Source organism: Rhodospirillaceae bacterium (genome assembly GCA_040219235.1).
Lineage (GTDB): Bacteria > Pseudomonadota > Alphaproteobacteria > Rhodospirillales > Rhodospirillaceae > WLXB01.
This window is the reverse complement of record JAVJSV010000002.1, coordinates 95,745-116,621: the sequence shown is the minus strand read 5'-3', so window position 1 is coordinate 116,621 and position 20,877 is coordinate 95,745. Positions and strand designations below refer to the sequence as shown.

Genomic DNA, 20,877 nt, shown 5'->3' with positions numbered 1-20,877 from the left:
CTTGATGGTTGTCATAAGAGGTCACGTTTTGTGGGCGTTTACGAAGGCGTCTAGGTCCTTCGGATCAACCCGCTTTTGCCGACCAACCTGAACGCTACGCAGGTCCTTGTTGTCGATGAGACGGCGAACGGTGCGGGTGGAAACAGCCAGGGAGTCCGCAACCTGATCAAGGGTCAGGAGCTTGGTCGTGATTGGTGCTGGGGTGTTAGGATTCATCTGTCTGGTCTCCTGGGCTAAGAGGGGGGCTTTGAGGGATGGACTGTTGAAGGTGTTCACGCGCAGCTGACCTGGCGAGTAGTCGGGCTAACGCGGTCAAGGTATTGGGTTGGGGGTGCTGCGGCGGTTGACGAAGCGCCCCATGACCTGAGCGCGCACTCTGCCTTTGATGATCAGTAGTTTTGCCAGAGCTCACGAGGAGGTCCCAATTACAGTGACGAATGAATTGGGCTTATGGAGCGGCAAGAAGCCGGGCACATCAAACTATGCCCAGCTTCGGTGTGAATCAGGATTAAGTGACTGAATTATTTAGATAATGTGTTGGGCAAGCTAGCGACGCTGCTTAACTCTGCCCAACTTTTTTGTCCCAATTGGGGTCAATTCGATGAAGCTCCCGGCGAATTGATTCCTGCTTATCATCGTTTCCATCGTCCTTTGCCAGTTGGCGGCAAATATTAGACTTTGTCCAAGTTGGGTGTCGCTTTCTTAACGCCTTGGCATTTGTGAGCCACACCTTATTGCGTTCTTCAATATCACTGCTCTTCCGATCTTTAAGCGGAGAAGGACGTTTTTTGAGTTCTATAAGGATCGGAGGGCTGGGAGTGGGGTTTGTCCAAAATACTGGGAACGGTCGATTAGCTTGGTCTTCGCTACAATAAGTCCGCAACCATTCACGTCCGATGATCCACGAGCCCGACCAATGTACCTCCAAGTCGTCATCCTGTGCTCCAGTGCATTGAAACATAGTTTTAATGTGGCTTGGTGTGACCAGATAGCCGTCGCTCCGAAAAACACCATGCGGTGTCAGCCACTTCTGCCGTCTTGGTAACCGCTGCGGTGACTGTTCGAGAGCAGAAATGATCGAGCGACGCATGGGTTTGAGTTCAACATCACTTTCTGTCTTAGACCATTCTTCGAGAAGGTCGCGCAGCGCTAACGCAGGAAGGTCTCCCTTTAGGCCAATGTCTCTCCACGTTGTGGAAAGCGTTTCTGCATAGGGTTCGGGTTTGAAAAAAGCTTTGAATGACTGAAGCGTTTGCTGATCAATTTTGATGAACCCGTCGTGAGTAACGTTCTTTGAATCAAGATAAGTTCCAGCAGAGGTGTTGTAATCTAATGACAGCGCGGTGCTTTCAAACAAAGAGGCGAAGGTTTTTCTTTTGATGTCCGACGTGGAAGGAATAGCTGGCCAAGTAGTGCGAGGAATTGGCGTCCGGCCAATATCTGACTCTATGAACGCGAGAAGATGCCCAGATTTAATTCCGTGCAAAACATGACGCCAGACATCACGAGACATCTCCCAAGCAAGGTAGTTGCGATCTTTGCGATCCGGCTGAATATCACGCCAGTCAGTGCCAAGTTTATGCCCGATCTGCGACACAGCTTGATGAAGTAATAAATGATCAGCCATTTACGTAGACTGCCAGAAACCGAGAAAACAAAAAAGTCCATGGGAGCTTGCGGATGAGGTAAAGAGAAGGGACACCCCAATACTTCACATTTCTGGTCTGCCGCACGTCAAAGGCAGCAAGTTTACCCGCCAATTTTTCGAATACCTGATCTAGATGACAACACCATTTAATGTAAGGCGTGTTTTTGCTCCAGCGTTGACACCGCTACCAGAACGCAGACGAGGAGAAGGGCGAAATACTGGCAGTAAGGTAAACGTCATGTGCCGCCGCCTTGAGGTTGCGGTCTACGTCACGTATTATAAGGATTATCATTTTACTTTTCCTGGTCCGGAGTGTGCTATGGCACTCGCCAAAATCTTTGCAACTGTTGCCGTCATTTGCGTCACGCTTGCATGCGCATCACCCCATGCCGAAGATTTCTCCGTCGTCGAAGCCACTATTCCGCAGATGCAGGTCGCGCTGGAAGAAGGTCGGATCACCTCGCGCGAATTGACCACCCAATATCTCGTCCGCATGGGTAAGTACGAGAACGAAATCAACGCGAGCCTCGCGGTCAATCACGCCGCACTGGAAGTTGCCGATGAACGCGATGCCGAACGCAAGGCTGGCCAGGTTAGGGGGCCGCTGCACGGCATTCCTATCGCGATAAAGGACAACATCCACACCATCGATATGCCAACGACGGCCGGGACCTTGGCGCTGGAAGGCTTCTTCCCGCCTTACGATGCCACCCTGGTGGCCAACCTGCGCGAAGCCGGGGCGATCATCCTTGCCAAAACCGTGCTAACGGAAATGGCCAATTGGATGGTCCTCGGCATGGCCAACAATTACTCCGCTATCGGCGGTCACGCCTTTAATCCATATGATATCCGTCGCGAACCGCGTCCGCCGTTTAACGACGGTCGCGGCGTTTTACCAACGGGCAGTTCGTCGTCGGGTGGCGGCACCGCGGCTAGCTTCTGGGCCGCCAATGTGGGCACGGAAACGACCACATCCATCATTGAGCCAGCCTCCGCAAATATGCTGGCCGCCGTCAAACCGACGGTCGGACGGGTGAGCCGCTGGGGCGTGATCCCCGTGGCGTACGATCATGACACTGCTGGGCCGATGGCGCGCACCGTCACGGATGCTGCCATCATGCTCGGGGCGATGGAAAGTGCCACCCCCGACCCCAATGACCCTGCCACCGGCGTGTGCGATCCACCGCCGGGACGCGATTACACGCCATTCTTAGACAAAGGCGCGCTCAAGGGCGCCCGCATCGGTGTGCCCCGCGCCTGGTTTGTCGAGCCCCACAAGTTGCCGCGGGCGGATGAACCCAGCGGTGGCCTACCGGAGGATCAAGTAGCGATGATGAACGAGGCTGTCGCGGTCCTACGTGAACTTGGTGCCACGGTGGTTGATCCTGCTGATATTCCGAGTGCCATAGCCGAAGCGTGGGAGGATAATGTCCTGGTTCGCGGGTCGTGTTCACCCGGCCCGCTGTTCAAAGGCGAGGACGATGAGTGCTCGGTGGTGCTCAAATACGGCTTTAAGCGGGACATCAACGACTGGCTGGCCAGTCTCGGACCAGCGGCTCCCGTTGCGACTCTCACGGAGATGCGGCAGTGGAATATTGACAACGAAAACCTCGGCACGCTGCGCTACGGTCAAGGCTCTATGGACATTTCAGATGAGATGGATCCTACATTGGCGGAAGATCGCGCCCGTTATGAACAGGACCGCGCAGATGATCTTCGTCTCGCAGGGGCCGAGGGCCTGGACGCAGCGCTCGAAAAACACGGCCTCGACGCGGTGATTTTCACAGGTCGCCGCAGCACCAGTTTTCTGGCCAAGGCGGGCTATCCGTCCGTCACCGTGCCGTTCGGCTTGGTCGCCAACGGCGGCGGTTTCCCAGACGGGTTCGAGCCCAAGCCCGCACCGCTTGGCATCACGTTCAGTGGCACGGCCTGTAGCGAGCCGCGCTTGCTGGCGCTGGCCTATGCGTTCGAGCGGGCGACCCAGCGTCGTGTGCCGCCCGAGCTCGGATACCGTGAAGGGCTGGCCTTGCCACGTTAGGCGGCATTGGCGAGGATCACTGCTTCGGTGATCCGCTCCAGCGCAACCTAGCTCCAGTATAAGAAGCAAATATCTCACAACAATCGCGCAGCGCAACTGCACGATCTGCCTTGAAGTTTCTAGCGTTATCTAGATGTCGTTCTTTGTTTAACGTCTTTATTTTAATCAGGCGAATTTTCCATTTTGTAATCACCCCACTCGTCAACTAGCTCCGTCCAGGAGTCGAGATTAAAGATCTGCGGATGACGCCGTTCAAGGTCGGCCCGGGCGAATGTTGGAATGTCATCTACACCAGCGATCTTTTTACCGAAGCCACGCCCCCAAGAGCGCCCCGGTGTTTGCCCCATGCGCAGCCATGGTGACCATGATGTCATATTTTGTAACTGTATATAGGCTGGTGCTTGAGAAATGTCCGGGTTCGTCACTTCATTGACTTTAGCCATATAAATGTAATGTGAATCCCAAAACGCTTCCGCACCGGAAGACTCTTTGGGCCATTCGTCGGGCTGAAACGGATTAGGGTAGGAAAAGGCAGATGCCTGGAGCATAAAGACACTGTCGTCGATGAACTGATAGTTCAGTGGTTCCGGCTTGACTGTGGCTTCGGCTCCGGTGGAAATCGAACCGTCCTTGGCGATCGTCAAACTCAGCGGTCCGCCGCGGAAGTGATGGGCCTTAATCCGTTCGCCGGTGATTGGATTGTCCCAGTAATCCAGAGGTTCTTCCGTATCGAATTTCGACAGCGTACCGCACTCAAAGACCTTTACTTTGAATGAGCCGTCAGGCTGAGGATCCCACCGGCGGATGTTGAGATTGTTCATGGTATAGAGAGGAATAAGGTTACCCTCATGAGGATAGGCGTAGAAGTGGATGCGCATAAAGGTGTGCACGTCTTCCGCCGCAGTCGAGCCCATGATTTTAGCGCGAGTGCGCGCACGGACCCCTGGCTTATCTAAATCAATAGATGCTGCCGAAGCTGGTGAAGCGCCGCCTAGCATCATTCCGCCCATTATTGAGCCGCCGAGCATTCCTCCTCCGAGCGTCATTGACTCACGCCGGGTGATGTTCAACTTGTCCATTATTAATCCTTTCACGGTCCATTGATCTAGTAACTTGTGTGTTTCATGACAAACGCTTTGTTTTCTGAAGCACTTGTGTATGAATTATTTACTGTCGGTTATTTGCAGCATCGGTGCGGCGTTCGAGCTCGGACTTGTTATCATTTAGGCCAAATAATTGCTTGCCCCAGAGAGTACCGTTAATATCCCACTGGAGCGCTCGATGAGCCCCACCAGCCAATGTGTCTGAAAACGATGTATGAGCGGGATTGTCGTCGGACATGCCCGGCGCCCATCGCTTCGATCACTCGCGTTGCTGCTCGCTTCGCTAGTGTTGTAACGAACGCGCAGTTACGTTTTATGCGCAATAGTTCTTCCTCATTAATTTCTCGATCATCGTCGGCAGCCTGCCACAGGCAGTGTCAGAAGAAAATGGCTTGAGCCGCCGGTTAGAGGCTCGTAGCGTCCTCGGATGAAAAATCCATTCAAATACTTCAAGACTTCGCCTGAGATCATCAAGTTAGCCGTGATGATGTATGTGCGTTTTCCTCTTTCTTTGCGGCAAGTCGAAGACCTCCTCCATGAACGGGGGGTCGATATCAGTTATGAGACGATCCGTTACAGGTGAACAGGTTTGGCCCTTTGTTTGCGGCTGAGGTACGAAAGAAGCGTTCTGCTCAGATTACATCCCATACTCAATGGCGGTGGCACCTAGACGAGGTTTTTGTGAAGATAGGTGGCCGGAATTTTTATTTATGGCGTGCCGTAGATCACGAAGGCGAAGTCCTGGAGTCTTTTGTCACCAAGAAAAGAGATCGGAAGGCAGCGCTTCAGTTTTTGCGCAAAATAATGAAAAAGTACAGAAGCCCAAAAGTTATGGTCACCGATAAGCTTGGGTCATATCGCGCTGCAATGAAGGAGTTAGGTATTGATCATCGCCAATTAACTGGTCAATGGCTCAACAATCGGGCTGAAAACTCACATCAGCCGTTTCTACGACGAGAGCGAGGGATGGCAAAATTCAGGAGCACCAAATCGCTTCAGAAATTTGTCTCCATTCACGCTTCGATTCACAATCACTTCAATCAAGGCCGACATCTAAATAACGCCAATACCTTCAAAACTAATCGTGCAGCTGCTCTGCGCGAATGGCTAAACCTAGCTGCCTGAACGACTAGGGTTTTGGCATCTTATTGGGTTGTCTGCGTTAATCTGACAGTACCCTAAGAGGCGTAGACCGGCAGCTCAAGCCATTTTCCTCTGACACTGCCGGAGGGACAACTCGGTAGTCGAGTTTTGGTGACTAGTACAGAGACACAGGCACTCTCCCTCTGCATAAATGCTTAGGTTTGAACGGCTAAAACGCTGTTACGTGTAGGAACTGAATCCAAAGGCAAGCTTGTGAAATTCACAGATGTAATGCGTCAAAGTCTTTTAGATGTTTTGCGGATACTAGGGCTGTCACAAGAGACGTCGCGGGTCGAGACTATGACAAAACTTTGTGAGCGTTTGGTGTCATCTTGGGGCGAAAAATCAGGTGCGATCTTAGCAGATCAAATTTTGTCCCTCTACGCTGAATGTCTACCTGATGAGAAACAAGAATTCTATTTGTCACTGAGTTCAGAATTTTATCGTCCAGACAACGATTCGATCGACGCCGCCCTAAAAAATTATCAACAGAGTGAATCTGAGAGAAATCTACAAATCCTTCATCTTGCGACAGAATCTCGGCGGCAGATTTTAATCCGGCGACTTAATCATGGGGAGGACGCCACGCGTCGACTAATCAGAATGCGTGGAGACCTTCTCGAGCTAGGGTCAGAAAGTGCATACTTTGAAGCTTTAGACACTGACTTTTCGCGCATATTCTCTTCCTGGTTTAACCCTGGTTTCTTGGAGTTACGAAAACTAGATTGGGATTCGCCAGCCTCAATTCTTGGGAAGCTGATTCAATATGAAGCCGTCCACGCTATTACAAGTTGGGAAGCCCTTCGCCTCCGAGTTGAGCCTCCAGATAGACGGAGCTACGCTTTCTTTCATCCACGTATTCCTAATGACCCTCTTATCTTCGTTGAAGTAGCGTTAACTTGTGACATGCCCGCATCAATTGAGCCTTTGTTGTCCGAAGAAAGGACTACAACAGTAGAAAACGAATCAACGCACGCAGTTTTTTATTCAATATCCAGTTGTCAAGCTGGACTGCATGGTATTTCCTTTGGCAATACTTTGATCAAAAGCGTTGTCGCACAAATGCGTCAAGAGCTGCCGCAACTGAAAAAGTTTGTAACATTATCGCCCATGCCAGGTTTTGCAGCTTGGGTGCGGAAAATGGGCAAAAACTCCGATACCCACGACACAAAAAATCTAGTCTCATTAGCGGCTGAGTATTTAACCAATGCAAAAAACGGTAAGGGCGAGGTATTAGACCCGGTCGCACGTTTTCATCTACACAATGGTGCACGGCTCGAAAGAATTTGTTTAGATGCTAATTTGTCGACAGCTGGCCAAAAAAGTTCATTCGGCGTGATGGTCAACTATCTCTATGACCTAGAGTATATGGAGCGTAACCACCTTAGACTCTTAAAGTATGGTCAAATTTCCACTTCCAGAGCTATAAGAGCCGATGGTGATTGACTAAACCATTCTGCACAGGTTTCGGGAAATCTAAGATTCTTGCGATAGGCGACCGATCTCATTGGCGGCCTCTTGCAGTCTTGTTACGTACTTCTCAATTGCTTCACTCATTTTCATTGCGCTAGCAAAAAAGACCAGTGCAACAGCAGCAACGGCTACGTCGTTAACTAGTACAGGTACGGCAATGCTTGAAGTTTTGCCAGGTTCTCTTGATAGCATCGTTCTATCAAAGGTCGCGTAGCCCAGGTCACGAATCTTTTCTAGACTGTCGATCCTCTTGGCTAGAGCAGTGCCTTTTGTACTAGATGCGGGATGGTGATCTTTCAGACCAGCTAGGATTGTATCTCTTTCGTCTTCATTGCAAAATGCTAGATAAGCTAGTCCAGATGCGCACTCGGTCAATGGCAAGGTAAAGCCGGCGTTATAATGCGATAAGACTAGGCTCGTTTCTCTGTGAGTTGACTGCTTGATCATCATTCTGCCGCCAACTCGGATTGCTAAGCTAGTTGGCCAATTGAGGGTTCTTGTAAGTTCTGACAAAACGGGGCTAGCAGATTCAGCAAGTTGGTCATCCTCTTGGAAGCCAGAAGATAGCGTGAGCACCAAACCAGTTGGGTAGTATCGCTTGGTGCTGGGGGTTGCTTCCACCAGACCTATCAAGGCCAAACTTTTTACGAGCCTACCAACTGTCGGGTAAGGTAGGCCTGAGAGATGTTGAAGTTGGAGTAGGGTGGGGCCATCTTCGCGATTTATGTACTGTAATAATTCAATGGCCCTGGAAACAGACCGGACCGGAAGATCGTTGTCCATGATAGACCCTAATGGATTGTCTAGTATAGTATGATTGTAACGTGTTCCAATTGTTGCACATCATATGGTTCTTTCAACTGAATCCTATTTACCTGATCTGGGCTGCGCATCAACAAGAACAAAGGCTATTCTGCAAGATTCTGTGCCGCGATTGGACCAAGCATGATTGGTTAGACGTTGTATCACAACATCTCCTGCCTTTAGATCGACTTCTTCCGCATCCAAAATCAAAGTTATCCGGCCACTAATAACAACGGCATAGTCCACCGTTTCTGTTTCATGCATTCCTGGATGAGGCTTTTCTGCCTGGGAGTGCGCACCATCTTCTTTCAGATAATCATATGAAGGGCTTGGGTTCAAATTTTCTGGTGGAAACTCTAAAATCCGAAAGATAGTCCCCGACGGTGAAGGTGGGATGCCGTAATCTAAATCGCCCATGTCTTTATCGTCATCGCTGGCAGCAATAGGCATCTCTGTGCTTGACCAGAGCAAAGTCGTAGTTAGTCCTGATGGTCGCTGTAGACTTCGTGGTGGTGTGCCGTCAGAAATGACGACGGATTGATTATTGTCGTCGTGCCCTGTTACGACCCTGCGAATGTGGTTCATATTTCTGCGTCCAAGTTATGCAAGCCAGCATGATATTTCACTAAAAAAGACCACGTCATTCTCCGTGTTTTTGATAATCCGTACAGTCTTCAAGTGCTGCAACTCGCCTGCCGAACTTTGCCAATATATTGGGTGCGCTTGCTTAATCCCTGCACTATCCAAATTGAAAGAAATTGAGCTGGAATTATTCTTATGACTAGTCCTAAGGAAGATGCGGGTCAGAAGGCTGTTGTAACTCAACCTGGCGATAGAATGACCGCGCCTATGGGAGACACGCGTGGCCACGGTGTTGTTACTCAACCTGGCGATGGAATTAAGTACTGGCAACCCGTGCCAGCTAATGGCTTTTCTGAGGCGATGCTGCCTATGGAAGCTATACACTACCAAGGCTTTTCAATGGGATATCAAACCATCGCTAATGGAGGTCGCGTGAGGCGGCACTCACATCCCGCGCAAGTGGAGTTGCAAATTTGTTTTAGGGGAAAGGGAAGCGTTTACGTCAATGGTGAGACGCACCCGCTACAGTCCGGCACTTCATGTTTTCTAGGACTTGATGTGGAGCATGAAATTTTTGCAGATAAAGGCGAGGACTTAACCATGTTGTGGGTTATCTCGCCGGGGGGCTTAGAAAACTTTTTTGAACAGATCGGTCGAAAAGTGCAAGACGGAGAGGGGGCGCCGGATCCATTTGATAGGCCTGAAGATGTATATGAGATTGAACGCTCGCTTGGTACTGAAGCAAGTTAACTGAGTTTTTATCTGCAAGTCCAATTTTGAAAAGATAGAAAAAGTATGCCTTATGCGAGCATCGGTGATGCTGAAATTTACTATGAGCAAGCTGGCACGGGTGAACCGTTATTGTTTGCTTCGGGCCTAGGGGGGACGGCTGACTTTTGGGATAAGGTAAAGCCTTACTTTGCTGAATTCTTTCAAGTCACTACCTTCGATCATCGCGGTTGTGGCAAAAGTACGAAATCTGATGTTGAGTACACTGTAGACAAGATGACATTGGACGCGATCCAGTTGCTGGATGCCCTCGGCATTGAGGCCTGTCACTTCATTGGACACTCAACGGGGGGGGCAATGGGGCAGATCGCCGCCCAGGACTTTTCGAGCCGGGTCAAAACCTTAACTCTAAGTGCCACGTGGGCTGGCTATGACGCCTATTTCCAAAGATGTTTTGAGATTAGGCAGGAACTGTTGAGGGTGAATGGGCTGGAGACGTACACCAAAGCATCAAACCTATATTTATGGCCTTCGTATTGGATTTCGGAGAATGAGGCGACACTTGCCTCTCGAGAGTCTAAAGCGCTCAGTAATCCAAACATTCCCGTACACATTTTGGAGAGACGTTTAGCGGCTCTCAGGGCCTTTGATAGGCGCGCCAGAATTGGGGAAATAACCTGTCCTACGTTAGTAATCTCAGCTCGAGACGATGTGCTGACGCCTCTGCATCTTTCGGCCGAACTCGCGCAGAAAATTAATTCAGCGCAATGGGAAACCCTCGAAAGAGGGGGGCATTTCGCACCCATAGTTGAGGCGGAAGATTTCGCCAAGAGAGTTCTCGGCTTTCTTAAGCAATAGGATTTTTCGCACTCAGGATTTCTCAATAATTCGTGGCGACCATCGGAACACGTAGGTGGCATAGAATCCTAGCAATTGTCGTTTTTTTTTATAATTATTAGGTGGGCATAAAACATGTACTCGATAGATTGGGAAACCTCGACCCGCCAATACAGCGTAATACACGAAAAAAATATTAGCATTCCCGTTAGTGCTGGATTTACGTTGGATTGCGAAGTATTTCGACCAAGTGAATCAGGCCAGTTCCCTGTCATTCTTGGGGTGCACGCCTATCGGCAAGCTGATCAACTTGTCTCTGAGTACCTCCATCCTGAAGCTATGAGCTTGACGCGTGGTCACATCGAGATGGGTGATCCGAATTTTTATGTTCGTCGAGGTTATGTACATGTTGTAGCCAATATTAGGGGGACAGGTAAGTCGGGAGGGGCTTTCGAGTACGTCTCACCAGCGGCTATCCAAGATATTTGTGATGCTATTGATTGGTTGTCGAAGCAGCCATGGTCCAATGGAAACGTTGGTATGTTTGGTGCTTCCTTTTTCTCAGTTGTCGCAAAGCTTGTGGCCGCACAAAACCCACCAGCATTAAAGGCAATATTTGCTCCGTTTGCTGTTACGGATATCTACAGGGATCGCCATTGTCATGGTGGTATTATGGCTTGGCGTTTTCTACAGCATTGGGTCGCCAAGTTTGATAATCCACGCATTGAAAACCCGCTACTGGAAGCTATGGGAGACAAGGCGTACGACGAAGCAGTCGCGCGTGCTCTGGCTGACGAAGAGATTTGCGCAGTGCCGTTTCTTGTTGATGTGCTTAAAAACGCACGCAGTGGGCGGAATCCGTTTATTGTCAGCTTTATTATAAATCAGTTTGACTGCGATCTCTTCAGGGAGATGTCTGTGGACCCTCAAGCTGAGACAGAAGTTGCTGGATACTTTGGCGGATGCTGGGGTATGTACGGTTTGCATCTTCCAGGTGATGTAAGAAGTTGGGCTGACTGGAGCGGCCCAAAGAGGTTAACGATCGGGCCTGCCGCTTATCTAGACCGTCCTATTTATCAGTATGCCTATGAATCCCTTAGGTGGTTTGATCATTGGCTAAAGGACACCGCTGTCGGCTGGGAAGAAGAAGCGCTGGTAAATGTGTTTATTGAAGGGAGCGGTGAATGGAAAAGTGGTGATGCATGGCCGTTCCCCGAAACACGATGGACACCATTTTACTTACACGAAAATGGCTTGCTGAGTGAGCACGAATTCTGGCCCGCCGAGACATCGACCGCTTTTGAAGACTCGCCATACAAGCGAGGCGAAGTCGAATTTACTTCCCCTCCAATCAGGGAAAATACTGAGATATGTGGTCCAATCGCTTTAAATCTATGGGCTTCAACAACTAACACTGAGTGCCTTTGGTTTGTGAGTCTATTTCACATTTCAGCAGACGGTGAGCGCAAGCGTTTAACGAGAGGGTGGCTGAGAGGTTCTCAACGTAAGCGTGATGAAGAAAAATCAAAACCTTGGCAACCCTATCACACCCATCAAAGCCGGGAATATTTAGAGCCAGGCCGCGCTTACGAATTCAATATCGAAATTCGGCCTTACGGCATTTTGCTTAAAGAAGGCGAGCGAATTTCTCTAACCATCAAGTGCGCTGACGACGAGAAGCCTGAGACAGCTTTGCATGCGGTGGGGGTCGGCCACTTGGCTAGGTCTAGTGCTAGTCGAGTGACTATTCTGCATGACGCAGACCATCCGTCACACCTACTGCTACCTATCACCCGAGGTAATCGGATCGGAACTTACATGTCTGGGGGGCACATTCCTCCTTTGCAGGCCTAGCGAAATTATCCGAACTAGCTTTATGGCGCTTAAAAGATAGAGAAATCCTGGTAGGGGCTAGCGCTCCTATTTGTGCACAAGCTTAATCGAGTTTCGGATCTAAGAGCGAAGTAACTCTATGAGTTCAATGGATATTATAAAGGACGACGCGCAGGCGCAGAAACCTGTAATGCTAATGGCGGTCGCTAGCTTTCTCACGATGATGAGTATGCGTGTCTGTGACCCCTTAGTTCCGAGTATCGCTAACCAATTCTCGGTATCGCTATCCCTGTCCTCGGCGAGCGCTTACGTTTTCACTCTTACGTACGGTTTCGCGCAATTAATAACGTGGAAACTTGCGTCTGGTCGTAACATACCGAAAATCGTCTCCAGAATGACCTTCGTATGCTTTGTGCTGACTTTATCATGTGCATTCGCCCCGAACGTTGAAAGCCTAATAGTCCTTAGAGCGATGTGGGGCCTTGCGGCAGCTCCTATCGTACCCCTATCTATCGCTTGGGTCGGCAATACCTTCGAGTATAACAACCGGAGGCTTCCCCTGGCTAAACTGCTATTTGGAACTATTTCAGGTGGAATACTTGGTGCCAGTTTAGGTGGGGCTGCGGCCTCAATTCCGGATCTTTGGCGTTACCTATTCGTAGCTATGTCCGCAATCTCTTTGATGCTTGCCTACAAAATGCATATTAGTTTTCAATTGGAGACGCATCAAACACCGGGAGTCTCCACAGCGAAATTTAAAGTGACAACACTCCTAAAGCGGATGAATAATCCTCTCATTCTGCTACTGACCTTCTTGGAAGGTGTTTTTCTTTTTGGAGCCGTTGGCTTTCTACCAACATACTTGGTGCTAACCTATGGGTTGAAACCTGAAGTTGCTGGCTTTATGGCCGCAGCTTTCGGGGTGGGCGGTTTGATTTACGCCCTAATTGCACGGCAAGTTTCAGTAAAACTAAACGAGAATACTATTGTCACCATTAGTTGTATGATTGTGAGCATAGGGTTTGTATCCCTGCTATTTGCGCACAGCATGTTAGTAGTGGTTGTTCCATCTTTACTCTTAGTGGGGATCGGCGGTTACCTACTTCACAGTACGTTTCAGATTAGGGCGTCCGAATTAATTCCAACATTCCGGCCACTTGGAATATCGTTGTTTGCGTGTGTTTTGTTTGTTGGTCAGTCTCTGGGCATGGCGGCAGCAAGTAATTTGGCTGATCACGGAATTCTCACCCCGATTTTTATTAGCGCATCAATAGCTCTTCCGCTCTGCGGAGTAGCATACAGATACGTGTGTTCGCATAAGTAAGAAGCATCTTGAGAATCTCCCAAGCTTCTAATCGCTTCAATTTGAGTTAGGGAAAACGGGTTTGGAAGCTTAGTTTGAGCCTAATCTAATTTCTCTCGAGTGCCTTAAATACACCTGACACAAACTCTGTTCTTTTTTGATCTAATTTTTCTTTGTATTCCCCATCTGGAGTGAGCGTTTCAATATCTTTGCTAATGTCGATGCCAGATATTTTAAGAGCTTCCTCCATACAATAGAGACGGTCCAGAACAACCCATACTTCGGATGCCAGAGAAAAATATGCCTCTGTAATGGTCTCTAGTCGGTCGCGAATGTATGCGTCTGAGCTGTTTTCCATTTTTCTACTCGTCTTCCTCGTTAAGCTAACAATACTTATGCGTCAGCGGGCTTGGTTCCGCGCACAATCCAGGGGTATTTACCCGGCCCAGTACCATAGCTTTCGACGTTTTCGAATCCTGCGGCAGATGCCACTTCGGCAAAGTCCAAAGATGCGGTCTCGCGCCAGTACGGTTCGATCTCTCGAACGGCGTTAGTGTCCTGCTGCCAAACAGCGATGGGGTCCATCGCTTCGTACCGCGTTGCGTCTGACATCATAAAGTCGCCACCTGGTTCTAGAATTCTGAATACTTCCCTGAATGTTGCGTTCATCGCCTCAACTGGAAGTTCATGCAGAAGTATGTAAGAGGTTACGAGGTCAAAGTGTCCATCTGGAAAGCCGGACTTCTCATTCAAGCCATGATGCAGCTGCCAGGCCTGCCCTTCTCTGTTCCCCACCCTGCAGGCATACTCCAGCATTCGTCTTGAGCAATCCAACCCATGTACTTCGGCGTCAGGGAACCTTTGTGACAGAGCAAGCGTGAAGTAGCCTGTGCCGCATCCCATATCCAGAATTCTGCGGTACTCCCTTTTTGGGGTCTCTCCGGTTGCATCGAAACGTTGCGCGAACATGGCCCCGCCATATGCTGCATCCACAATCCACTTGTGAATGAGTTCACCATGAATAAATCCCATATATTCATGTCCATCATAGCCGCCAGTGGTGGCGTGAAAATCGTGCTTCCAATACTCCGGATGTACCAGATTCTCGTCGACGGTTAACACCGTGTCTCCATCAAGACCTTTATCAAGTTCTTCGATAAGAGCGGAGTTGTTTTCCTCAAAGGCATCAAAAGCAGCTTGAGTTGTGTTGCGAAGGTGCCATTTATGAACGGCTAAGTAGTTGGCGTAGTTGTCAGAATTTCTCAGCAGGCCTTCAATTTTTGCCGCTCGCTCATCCAGGTCCTCGGGTAGACTTTCACCGTTATCAACAGCCTCTTTCACCTCGCCGTAAACGGCTGAGCGTGTGCGTGCTCGTTCTATGCCTACTGAACAAATAAAACTTAGCTTAGCCCGCCCACGTTGCAAAATATCTAATGACATAAGTATCTCCTAAATGTGGCCAAGCTCTATCCATCTAAACGTTTGGTTAGCAGTTCGTTTACGACTTCAAGATGCCCGCCGACTATTGGGTGCGATGATAACCTCTCCCAGTACTGAGCAACTCTTGTAAATTCTGGCAATGGATTAGGTAGTTCAAAGCGTTGATATAACTGCTCCATGAATGTCAGCGCAGGAGCAACACAAAAGTCGGCTTTGCTTAGAACCTCAAGGCTCCGATCAGTAAAGTGCTCGTCTTCGTCGAATACTTTTAGGGATTTAATGACATCCTTGCTCAACTCCGATGCAGTTTCTTTGCTCCGGTCGCCACCTACCCAAAGCCGAAAAAGAGCGCTGATCGCTGGCTGCAAGTATAAGTCGGCATAAGCTACGTAAAGTTGGCTTTTTGCTCTTGTCGCTGCTGAGCTCTTAGCGCTTGCGGTAACGTCATATCGTTCGTCTAAGTAGTCTAAAATAACAACTGATTCACAGAGAGTTACTTCTTCGTCCTTGTAAACAGGGATTTTGCCAAAGGGACTCATGGGTAGAAACTCGTCAGACTTCAATCCCCCTGGTGGAGGTGTGAGCTCGTAAGGGATATCGCCAGCCCGGCAAGCCAATATCACTCTTGATGTGTAGGGTGACATTGCAAATCCATATATTGTATTCATTTCAAGTCTCCCGATAAATTAAACAATGAGTATAGGGGCCGCATTTCCAGATCGCGAAAATGACATCGCAAAGCGCTTTTATCGTTGGTACTTCTTCGTGATCCTTAGTCCGTTTCGACATCGGTAGTCTGTTGTCGCCAGGCGTTCAATGTGGCAGTCGCGCAAAAATCGGCTGTCGAATTCTGGTGACAAACTACCGAAGAAAATTCGCTCGTAGCCAATATAGTCGGCCTTAACTGTCGAGCCTGAGCGCAAATAATCACTACGTATTCATTGCTTTCGTTCAAGAGGATGGCGATTCAAAGACCACGACGGTTTGCTTGTCTGCCAGATCTATATTGAGGGGAACATAAAGGTATGGATTTACAGTTAGATGGCCGGGTTGTGATCGTAACTGGCTCAAGCCAGGGGCTAGGACGGAACATCGCAATGTATTTGCGGAGTGAGGGGGCCCGAGTAGTAATAACTGCTAGGTCCACTGAAAAATTGGAGGAACTGGCCGCAACAGACCCTGAAAACTATTTGGCAGTTCCTGCAGATTTACGTGATGGCGATAAAATCAATGCAGTCGTAAAAGCGGCAATAGACCGTTTTGGCCGCATAGATGGATTGGTAAACAACGCCGGAAACTGGCAAAGAGGGGCTTTCGCAGACTTGCCTGATAGCGCTTGGGAAGATGCGTTTACACTCAAATATATGGCGACCGTCAGGTTCTCCCGGGCGTGCTGGCCAGAGTTGGTCAAAAACAATGGTGCGATAGTCAATGTTCTAGGTGTTGCAGGACGCTTGGCTTTTCCTGCCGCTATAATCGGCGGGTCTTTTAACGCTGCCCTGTTTAGTGTCACGAAATCTCTTGGCCAAATTGGCATCAAGGAGGGCGTTAGAGTGAACGGCGCAAGCCCAGGCCTTATTGCGGCAGAGTCAACCTTAGGAGATTTAAAGAAGTACGCGAGTAAAGATGGTATTACTGAAGACGCCGCTTTGAAACGCGCCACGGAACGGCTGGGTATTGCACGGCTAGGGACTCCAGAGGAGTTCAGCAAAGTGGTCGCTTTCCTTCTTTCGCCATCATCGGGCTATTGCCAAGGAGCTATCGTTGAGGTCGATGGCGGGCAGAATAGGGCGCTATAGCAGGCCTTTTCAGCGGCACTATATGGAAGTGTGAAGACCCATACTATTTTGCTTGGCAACACTAATTTGTTGTCGAGCAGCACTAAATTTGCGAGCTGCACAAAGTTCGACTGTCGAAGATTGACGACAAACTATCGTAGAGAACTCCAGCATTGCCAATATAGTCAGTCGCTGGTGTGGGGCTGGAGCGCAGATGAAAACTGCGTGCTCAATGCTTAAAAGTACAACAGGTAAGAGATCCAAAAGACCGATAGGGTTTACTTGTCGGCTGGTTCAATGATGGAGAGATTCTAGGCGATGGATTTGCAATTAGACGGTCGGGTTATTATTGTTACTGGCGCAAGCCAGGGGCTGGGGCGGGACATCGCAACGTATCTACGAAGCGAGGGTGCTCGGGTAGTGCTTACTGCTAGGTCCACTGAAAAATTGGAGGAGCTGGCTGCAACAGATCCTGAAAACTATTTGGCGGTAACAGCAGATTTGCGGGACGGTGATAAGGTTAAAGCGGTCGTAGCGGCTGCACTCGACCGTTTTGGCCGCATTGATGGACTGGTAAACAATGCCGGCCATTCTGAAAGAGGGTCCTTTGTAGATTTGCCTGATAGCGCCTGGGAAGACGCGTTTGCACTCAAATATATGGCGACCGTTAGGTGCTCTAGAGCGTGCTGGCCAGAGTTGGTGAAAAGCAAAGGTACGATAGTCAATGTTTTAGGTGTCGCAGGACGCTTGGCTTTTCCTGCCGCAATAATTGGCGGATCTTTTAACGCGGCACTATTTAGTATCACGAAGTCTCTTGCCCAAATTGGCATCAAGGAGGGCGTGAGAGTGAATGGCGTTAGCCCTGGGCTCATCGCGGCGGATTCCACTCTGCAGACAATAAGAGATAGGGCGGATGCAGACGGTATTACTGAAGAAGCCGGGATAAAGCGCGCCACGGAACGGCTAGGTATTGCAAGGCTAGGCACCCCAGAAGAGCATAGCAAAGTGGTCGCTTTCCTTCTTTCGCCAGCATCGGGTTACTGCCAAGGCTCAATAATTGAGGTGGATGGCGGGCAGAACAGGGCGTTATAGAAGGTTGCTCCGGCTACTGTTGTCGTAGCCGTGCGGGCGTCAAAGTCTGTATAGAGAAAAGCTATAATACCAAGCAAAATCTATATTAGACATTGGCGACCCCAAGGCCCAGTTTTGAGTACACCTTATTGATGATGGTCTTTACAATATAACCACAATTATGAGGCGGTCTGTTGACGAATTCTCACTATCTGCCTCAAGGATGAAATGAACCATATCCGCACCTTGTTTCTTGCTCTTGTATTTGTTGTCTTGAGCGTACCTTCGGTTATGGCTCAAGTGCCTACAGTTCGTGTTGCATCTGCCGTTGCACCAAGGAACTTCGCTGATCCCTTAATGTTTGATGCTGCCAATAGCATCATACCGTCCATATTTGACGGGTTGACCTCCATTGGGCGGAATGGTGCCCTGGAGCCAGCACTGGCGACAGATTGGATGCCTTTAAGTGACACACGCTGGCGGATCAAGTTAAGAGAAGGGGTGGTTTTTAGTGATAATTCCACATTTGACGCAGATGACGTTGTCTACAGCTTATTGTTGATTGCAAATACCGATGACGCGACGGTTGGGGTCAAAAGAGAGGCGGGCACGATTGACAAAGTGATCGCTATCGATCCGTTGACGGTTGAAATTGAGACCAGCGAGCCCGATGGTCTGTTGATGCGAAAGCTGGCGCGCTTGAAGATAATTCCTAGCAAAGCTCTGGATAATGTCTCTCGCCTTGAGTTTGCAATGTCACCGGTCGGCACAGGGTCGTTCCAAGTTGAGGGCTGGCGCAAGAGTGGTCGTTCCGTCGATCTAATAGCGGTTCCGAGCTCCTGGCGTAGATCGGCTCAAATTGAGCGTGTGATAATTGATACATTTCCAGATGCTGTTACGCGTCTGCAGGCGATCTTGTCAGACTCAGTAGACATAGCAGCAGGTATAGACCCGGACGCGATTGAAGTTTTAGAGGCGGACGGCTTTCGAGTCATTGTGGAGCCAGAGCCCATTAATATGGCGGTGGCTTTGCGCGTAGCGGACGGCTCAAACCCTGCTTTAAAGGACCAGCGGGTTCGTCATGCGTTGAACTACGCTATAGATAAGAAAAGTATTTCAAATAACCTGTTGGGTGGGAAACTGAGAGTTGCGGAGCAGATTGCCACGGCGGGGCTGATTGGGCATCTGGTGGATGTTGACCCGTATTCGTATGATCCGATTAGAGCGCGTGCCTTAATGGCCGACGCAGGGTACCCGCAAGGATTTGACCTTAAGATTGCCGTCGCCCCGGGCCAAGTGCCTGGAGACAGCTTAGTATACCAAGTTATGTCTCAGGACTTGGCGGCGGTGGGCGTCAATGTGGAACTGCGCCCAATTATAATGTCAGATCTTATGCGGCGCCAAGCATCTGGAGATTGGGGCGATATCGATGCGTTCTCCACAGGTTTGTCCAATTACTACCTGGGGGATGTCAGTCGAACAATTGAAAACGCCTCATGTCTGAATCCAATGCCGTGGTTTTGCGACCCAGAATTAACAAAGAGAATAATTGATAGCGGGCGGCTGGTCGATGAGAACCAGCGCCGAGAGTCGCTGGAATCTATTATGCAGGAAATGCATGAGCTCGCCCCTACAATACTGCTGGTCCAATATTCAAGCGTGTTCGCAGTTGCGCCAACTGTAAAAAGTTTTGCCGCTACTACAGATCAAATTTATTTCCATCGTATGAATGTGGAGTTGAATTAATGGGGTTGCAGGTAGTGCCATCGCTTTGGGGAGCGCTGCTCAAGAGGCTTTGGCTAGTGTAGTGCGGGCAAAAAGATACAGGCAAGTTTCGGCGAGTTTAAACCTCACGGTGTCGGAAATAATTAGCGAAGTAAGTTTGCTAAAAGACGGAATTTTCGTCGCCAATTGGGGCTAGCGTTAAAAGTTTATAGGAGAGAATGTAGAAATGGAATCATCAGTCAAAAACGATGGCGTTGCACCTAAAAAATCACGCGGTAACTACTTTCAGTCCAGAGGTGCCATTGGCCGTCATAGACGATTGCCCGAACTTGATTTGGAAAGCCGTGACGACTTCTTGACTGGCTTCCGCACGTGGACAGCACGGGAAACTTTTCCTGTTGCGAATGTCCGCGTTGATGAAATTCTGAAGGAGAAAGGTATAGATTCAGAAGAAGATCTGTCATTTAAGGAAGTCGCTGAATTGGTGGACGGTGATCCGATAGTGGGCATGAGTGCACGCACATGGTTAAGTTGCCATAAAATGACATGGCAGAACTTTTACGATGAGTGCCACAATAATGCAGACACGTATTTTGACGAGTTGGAGGCGGCTGACAATATCGGTCCTGGCAAATTAGAACTCAACCCAGACTTGGATATCCCCGACTATTGTAAGCATGAAGTCCATATAATGCCTGGTGGCTACGTGGGCGATCCATTTGGCGGCTATATTTTCCACTATGGATCAAATAATTTTTATCGAGGCACTAACTATCAAGATGCGGTTCATGAGAAATACGCTAAGCAGGTGCCTGTGCCTGAAGATGGTAAAGTGCGGCGAATTCTTGATCTCGGCTGCACGATTGGTCAGCATGCGGTCGCTTTGAAAGAACGTTTTCCTGACGCCGAGGTTTGGGGCGTCGATGTCGGTGGACCAATGGTGCGCTACGCTCACAAACGTGCCGTGGACCTTGGCATTGAAGTGAATTTCAGGCAGAGGCCCGCAGAAGACACTAAATTTCCGGACGGTTACTTCGACATCGTTACATCATATATTTTGCATCATGAAGCAGCTGAAGAAGGCACGCGCGCGATCCTTAAGGAAGCCTACAGAGTATTGCGACCGGGCGGTATCTATTACCCCAACGACATCAATACGAGTACACCAGCTCCTAAATTATCAGCTGGAATGAAAGTCCAGCTGTGGTGGCACACGCGCTGGAACCATGAAGCGTGGGCACTTGACTATATTGATATGGACTACACTGGCGCAATGCGAGATGCAGGCTTTGAAATTCAAGATGGCCCCGCACGCATTGCCGGTATGCCAGGTGGTAATTTACTAGGTGTGAAAGCGGCATAAAGCCAGT

The 20,877-nt window shown here is 49.4% G+C and carries 19 protein-coding genes and 1 pseudogene; 11 read left to right on the top strand and 9 right to left on the bottom strand.

Going from position 1 to position 20,877, the window contains the following annotated elements:
• Positions 1-21: 21 nt before the first annotated feature.
• Complete coding sequence (locus RIC29_00625) at positions 22-216, bottom strand: helix-turn-helix domain-containing protein (GenBank protein MEQ8733399.1); 195 nt, start codon at positions 214-216, stop codon at positions 22-24.
• Positions 217-559: 343 nt separating this feature from the next.
• Positions 560-1,627, bottom strand: a complete 1,068-nt coding sequence (locus RIC29_00620) for a hypothetical protein (protein ID MEQ8733398.1) — start codon at positions 1,625-1,627, stop codon at positions 560-562.
• 340 nt (positions 1,628-1,967) lie between these two features.
• Here RIC29_00620 and RIC29_00615 point away from each other — a divergent pair, with 340 nt between their 5' ends.
• Positions 1,968-3,686, top strand: coding sequence for an amidase family protein (locus RIC29_00615; GenBank protein ID MEQ8733397.1), 1,719 nt, complete (start codon positions 1,968-1,970; stop codon positions 3,684-3,686).
• Between the two features lie 161 nt (positions 3,687-3,847).
• Here the strand turns inward: RIC29_00615 and RIC29_00610 are convergent, their stop codons facing one another.
• Together RIC29_00610 and RIC29_00605 are read right to left on the bottom strand one after the other, a co-directional pair.
• Entirely contained in the window at positions 3,848-4,765 is a 918-nt protein-coding gene (locus RIC29_00610) for a DUF1838 family protein (GenBank protein ID MEQ8733396.1), read from the bottom strand.
• Positions 4,766-4,853: 88 nt separating this feature from the next.
• A complete protein-coding gene (locus tag RIC29_00605) occupies positions 4,854-5,027 on the bottom strand; it encodes a hypothetical protein (GenBank protein ID MEQ8733395.1) in 174 nt (57 codons plus the stop codon).
• 189 nt (positions 5,028-5,216) lie between these two features.
• Between RIC29_00605 and RIC29_00600 the strand changes: the two are divergent.
• Both RIC29_00600 and RIC29_00595 read left to right on the top strand, forming a co-directional pair.
• Positions 5,217-5,914 (top strand): annotated as a pseudogene (locus tag RIC29_00600) (IS6 family transposase).
• 231 nt (positions 5,915-6,145) lie between these two features.
• Positions 6,146-7,378, top strand: a complete 1,233-nt coding sequence (locus RIC29_00595) for a malonyl-CoA decarboxylase family protein (GenBank protein MEQ8733394.1) — start codon at positions 6,146-6,148, stop codon at positions 7,376-7,378.
• A gap of 30 nt (positions 7,379-7,408) precedes the next feature.
• Here the strand turns inward: RIC29_00595 and RIC29_00590 are convergent, their stop codons facing one another.
• Together RIC29_00590 and RIC29_00585 are read right to left on the bottom strand one after the other, a co-directional pair.
• Positions 7,409-8,188 carry a helix-turn-helix domain-containing protein gene (locus tag RIC29_00590; GenBank protein MEQ8733393.1) on the bottom strand — a complete coding sequence of 260 codons (780 nt, stop codon included), beginning with the start codon at positions 8,186-8,188 and terminating at the stop codon, positions 7,409-7,411.
• Between the two features lie 84 nt (positions 8,189-8,272).
• A complete protein-coding gene (locus RIC29_00585; GenBank protein ID MEQ8733392.1) occupies positions 8,273-8,659 on the bottom strand; it encodes a cupin domain-containing protein in 387 nt (128 codons plus the stop codon).
• Between the two features lie 327 nt (positions 8,660-8,986).
• Between RIC29_00585 and RIC29_00580 the strand changes: the two genes are divergently transcribed.
• From RIC29_00580 to RIC29_00565, 4 genes are all read left to right on the top strand, one after another.
• The gene (locus RIC29_00580; protein ID MEQ8733391.1) at positions 8,987-9,541 is read left to right on the top strand and encodes a cupin domain-containing protein; all 555 of its coding nucleotides are present in this window, start codon (positions 8,987-8,989) and stop codon (positions 9,539-9,541) included.
• A 45-nt stretch (positions 9,542-9,586) separates the two neighbouring features.
• Positions 9,587-10,378 carry an alpha/beta fold hydrolase gene (locus RIC29_00575; protein ID MEQ8733390.1) on the top strand — a complete coding sequence of 264 codons (792 nt, stop codon included), beginning with the start codon at positions 9,587-9,589 and terminating at the stop codon, positions 10,376-10,378.
• 114 nt (positions 10,379-10,492) lie between these two features.
• Entirely contained in the window at positions 10,493-12,211 is a 1,719-nt protein-coding gene (locus tag RIC29_00570; GenBank protein ID MEQ8733389.1) for a CocE/NonD family hydrolase, read from the top strand.
• Between the two features lie 127 nt (positions 12,212-12,338).
• Entirely contained in the window at positions 12,339-13,514 is a 1,176-nt protein-coding gene (locus RIC29_00565; GenBank protein ID MEQ8733388.1) for an MFS transporter, read from the top strand.
• An 85-nt stretch (positions 13,515-13,599) separates the two neighbouring features.
• Here the strand turns inward: RIC29_00565 and RIC29_00560 are convergent, their stop codons facing one another.
• The 3 genes from RIC29_00560 to RIC29_00550 are packed head-to-tail and all read right to left on the bottom strand — an operon-like array spanning position 13,600 to position 15,601.
• Positions 13,600-13,851 (bottom strand): hypothetical protein, encoded by a 252-nt coding sequence (locus RIC29_00560; GenBank protein ID MEQ8733387.1) that lies wholly within the window; start codon positions 13,849-13,851, stop codon positions 13,600-13,602.
• A gap of 35 nt (positions 13,852-13,886) precedes the next feature.
• A complete protein-coding gene (locus RIC29_00555) occupies positions 13,887-14,933 on the bottom strand; it encodes a class I SAM-dependent methyltransferase (GenBank protein MEQ8733386.1) in 1,047 nt (348 codons plus the stop codon).
• A gap of 26 nt (positions 14,934-14,959) precedes the next feature.
• Positions 14,960-15,601 (bottom strand): glutathione S-transferase family protein, encoded by a 642-nt coding sequence (locus RIC29_00550; GenBank protein ID MEQ8733385.1) that lies wholly within the window; start codon positions 15,599-15,601, stop codon positions 14,960-14,962.
• 357 nt (positions 15,602-15,958) lie between these two features.
• Here RIC29_00550 and RIC29_00545 point away from each other — a divergent pair, with 357 nt between their 5' ends.
• From RIC29_00545 to RIC29_00530, 4 genes are all read left to right on the top strand, one after another.
• The gene (locus tag RIC29_00545) at positions 15,959-16,732 is read left to right on the top strand and encodes an SDR family oxidoreductase (GenBank protein MEQ8733384.1); all 774 of its coding nucleotides are present in this window, start codon (positions 15,959-15,961) and stop codon (positions 16,730-16,732) included.
• Between the two features lie 297 nt (positions 16,733-17,029).
• The gene (locus RIC29_00540; protein MEQ8733383.1) at positions 17,030-17,803 is read left to right on the top strand and encodes an SDR family oxidoreductase; all 774 of its coding nucleotides are present in this window, start codon (positions 17,030-17,032) and stop codon (positions 17,801-17,803) included.
• A gap of 207 nt (positions 17,804-18,010) precedes the next feature.
• Positions 18,011-19,528 (top strand): ABC transporter substrate-binding protein, encoded by a 1,518-nt coding sequence (locus RIC29_00535; GenBank protein MEQ8733382.1) that lies wholly within the window; start codon positions 18,011-18,013, stop codon positions 19,526-19,528.
• A 205-nt stretch (positions 19,529-19,733) separates the two neighbouring features.
• Positions 19,734-20,870 (top strand): class I SAM-dependent methyltransferase, encoded by a 1,137-nt coding sequence (locus RIC29_00530; GenBank protein ID MEQ8733381.1) that lies wholly within the window; start codon positions 19,734-19,736, stop codon positions 20,868-20,870.
• The last annotated feature ends 7 nt before the right edge of the window (positions 20,871-20,877 follow it).

Coding starts and splice junctions, on each gene's coding strand:
- RIC29_00565 (MEQ8733388.1), top strand. CDS start 12,339: ATGGATATTATAAAGGACGACGCGCAGGCGCAGAAACCTGTAATGCTA.
- RIC29_00575 (MEQ8733390.1), top strand. CDS start 9,587: ATGCCTTATGCGAGCATCGGTGATGCTGAAATTTACTATGAGCAAGCT.
- RIC29_00625 (MEQ8733399.1), bottom strand. CDS start 216: ATGAATCCTAACACCCCAGCACCAATCACGACCAAGCTCCTGACCCTT.
- RIC29_00620 (MEQ8733398.1), bottom strand. CDS start 1,627: ATGGCTGATCATTTATTACTTCATCAAGCTGTGTCGCAGATCGGGCAT.
- RIC29_00590 (MEQ8733393.1), bottom strand. CDS start 8,188: ATGGACAACGATCTTCCGGTCCGGTCTGTTTCCAGGGCCATTGAATTA.
- RIC29_00555 (MEQ8733386.1), bottom strand. CDS start 14,933: ATGTCATTAGATATTTTGCAACGTGGGCGGGCTAAGCTAAGTTTTATT.
- RIC29_00545 (MEQ8733384.1), top strand. CDS start 15,959: ATGGATTTACAGTTAGATGGCCGGGTTGTGATCGTAACTGGCTCAAGC.
- RIC29_00580 (MEQ8733391.1), top strand. CDS start 8,987: ATGACTAGTCCTAAGGAAGATGCGGGTCAGAAGGCTGTTGTAACTCAA.
- RIC29_00530 (MEQ8733381.1), top strand. CDS start 19,734: ATGGAATCATCAGTCAAAAACGATGGCGTTGCACCTAAAAAATCACGC.
- RIC29_00605 (MEQ8733395.1), bottom strand. CDS start 5,027: ATGTCCGACGACAATCCCGCTCATACATCGTTTTCAGACACATTGGCT.
- RIC29_00560 (MEQ8733387.1), bottom strand. CDS start 13,851: ATGGAAAACAGCTCAGACGCATACATTCGCGACCGACTAGAGACCATT.
- RIC29_00540 (MEQ8733383.1), top strand. CDS start 17,030: ATGGATTTGCAATTAGACGGTCGGGTTATTATTGTTACTGGCGCAAGC.
- RIC29_00585 (MEQ8733392.1), bottom strand. CDS start 8,659: ATGCCTATTGCTGCCAGCGATGACGATAAAGACATGGGCGATTTAGAT.
- RIC29_00550 (MEQ8733385.1), bottom strand. CDS start 15,601: ATGAATACAATATATGGATTTGCAATGTCACCCTACACATCAAGAGTG.
- RIC29_00610 (MEQ8733396.1), bottom strand. CDS start 4,765: ATGGACAAGTTGAACATCACCCGGCGTGAGTCAATGACGCTCGGAGGA.
- RIC29_00535 (MEQ8733382.1), top strand. CDS start 18,011: ATGAACCATATCCGCACCTTGTTTCTTGCTCTTGTATTTGTTGTCTTG.
- RIC29_00615 (MEQ8733397.1), top strand. CDS start 1,968: ATGGCACTCGCCAAAATCTTTGCAACTGTTGCCGTCATTTGCGTCACG.
- RIC29_00570 (MEQ8733389.1), top strand. CDS start 10,493: ATGTACTCGATAGATTGGGAAACCTCGACCCGCCAATACAGCGTAATA.